The sequence below is a fragment of the Candidatus Saccharimonadales bacterium genome (assembly GCA_035457485.1).
Lineage (GTDB): Bacteria > Patescibacteriota > Saccharimonadia > Saccharimonadales > EFPC-124 > DATIBO01.
Window position 1 is genome coordinate 1 of sequence record DATIBO010000012.1, and the last position, 2,075, is coordinate 2,075.

The 2,075-nt window shown below is 48.7% G+C and carries 3 protein-coding genes; 2 read left to right on the top strand and 1 reads right to left on the bottom strand.

Annotation, left to right across the window (positions count from 1 at the left end; genetic code table 11):
- Positions 1-519, top strand: a 519-nt coding sequence (locus VLA77_05110) for a hypothetical protein (GenBank protein HSE29934.1), incomplete at its 5' end; no start/stop codon positions are given.
- An 84-nt stretch (positions 520-603) separates the two neighbouring features.
- On the opposite strand, the gene VLA77_05115 is transcribed toward VLA77_05110, so the two are convergent.
- Entirely contained in the window at positions 604-1,497 is an 894-nt protein-coding gene (locus VLA77_05115) for a hypothetical protein (protein HSE29935.1), read from the bottom strand.
- 71 nt (positions 1,498-1,568) lie between these two features.
- Between VLA77_05115 and VLA77_05120 the strand changes: the two genes are divergently transcribed.
- Positions 1,569-2,075 (top strand): hypothetical protein (locus tag VLA77_05120; protein HSE29936.1); only part of this gene is annotated, 507 nt, incomplete at its 3' end.

The window sequence follows — 2,075 nt, forward strand, 5'->3', positions numbered from 1 at the left end:
CTACGCCAGCATGTGAATCTGCGTGGATTCAAAGTATGCTTTGAGTTAAACAACGGTTTGAACTCGCCTATGTATTGCAACATAGCCGTTATTGCACCAAAAGGTACAACGACAAAGACAAGCAAGATCGACGAAAAAAACTTTTTCCGTTGGCAGGGCAATAGGCGCGCCATTGACTTCAATCCGACGTTATTGAGCAGTTTGGAGTTTCACTGTCTGCCCATCAATACAGATGACTATACAGTCTTGAAGCACAAAAGATACCGTTTGGGACCAAACCAACCGTCTGCGGCGTTTACGACGCAGTCAGGAAACAGTTACAAGAATGTCGACTGGTACATTCCGTTAAAACGTCAAGTACGTTACGACCAAACAGAGGGAGGAGAACCGACGGACGGGGATGTCTATGTGGTTTACTGGTTCGATGCGTTTCAAGCTGCAGCTGGTAATGTCCCGCAAGCCAGTGCCGTAGCCGTCTCGCAACGCTACACCGTCTACTACAGAGAACCCAAGAATTAATACCCGAAGGCCCCCGCTGCCGCGGGGCCCCAAGGGCCTTCGGGGTTGAGTATAATCCGCCCCTGCCCTAACCTCTGATATATATTAAAGTTCATGTATTACGTATCGATCCGCAGACATCTTATTCATGTCTGGGAACTCATTACAGAAGACTATCACGTGAGGTACTTGGGTCAGTATTTTCATCTGACTCTCGTACTTGGGTGAGATAACCATTCGGTCTTTTAGCATCTCTAAGATGCCGTAATTGAGATATTCCATCGAGCCTCGCGGCACGTTCACTAAAAAAATCCGACTCCTGACGTCAACCATATGAGCTACATCGTCTCGCTTTGCTGGTCCCAATAGTTGGACTCGATCGAGCCTTGAATAGACATATCCACAGAACCAAGACTTACCAGATCCTCCGTCAATGTCGACGTAGAATTCGACTGTTCGGTCGTCAGGTGTTTGTTCAAGACGCTGGCGTAGAAGCTCTTGCCAGGGGCGTAGTTCCCCGTCGCGTAAGACGGGTCGAGGAACCAATTCGCTTGCGATTCGTCGGCAACTGACTGGGTATCGTCCAAAGAGGCTAGGGAATTCATCGATGAACTGCCTGTCAGATGGAGCTTGGTCAAGTTCGAGGCACCAGTCACGGAATCGCTCCCAGTCGGATCGTTTCCCTTGTGAAGATACTGGTAGCTCACCATATTCGACAAAATTGCCGTCTTTACGACAGTACGTGGCTGCCTGAGTCGCTGTGCCTCTCGCACGCTCGAGATGACACTGAGGCAGCAATCCTCGCACAGTGGCGAAGGACTTTCGGCTAGGCAAGATTCCAAAACATTGTAGATGCTTTTGTCCCGTGCTGGGAGCAACCTCTCTTCCAGCAACAATGTACGAGAAGGTGCCCGCTTCGTGAAGCGCTCGCAGCTGAAGCAATAGGCCTTCTTCGTTGTCATTGTATTGTATAGTAAAGCACCAGTTTTTGCTCGTCATACAAATTATGTAGTCTGCAAGAAGTGTGTTGGGTAATAATACACCAACACACTTCAACTGTCATTTCTACGATGTCCGCACTAGTTCCCTACGCAGGACGTTTAGCTTACGCCGCCGGCATCAGACCCGGCTTGAAGCTAGCACCGCAGGTTATCATGGGCGCGCGCAATGCGTATAAGTATGCACGTGCTGCATACACTATCGGTCGTGCGGCACGCTCTTACTTAGGAAAGAGACGTTATAAGTCTACTCGTTATGCTTCTAAATCCCGAAAGAAGCAACGGCTTTTTAGCCGAACGCACGTGGGCGAACCTAACGGCGCCACAACGTGCAAAGCAGACGTTATAGACAGCACGACCGCTATAACTAAAGACACGCGTACGTTATATACGCAATCGGTTGCAAGACTCCTTCAAGGGACTGAAATTAACAACCGTCTACGCCAGCATGTGAATCTGCGTGGATTCAAAGTATGCTTTGAGTTAAACAACGGTTTGAACTCGCCTATGTATTGCAACATAGCCGTTATTGCACCAAAAGGTACAACGACAAAGACAAGCAAGATCGACGAAAAAAAC

Bases quoted from the DNA above. Each gene is read 5' to 3' on its own strand.
- VLA77_05115 (HSE29935.1), bottom strand. From the start codon at position 1,497: ATGACGAGCAAAAACTGGTGCTTTACTATACAATACAATGACAACGAA.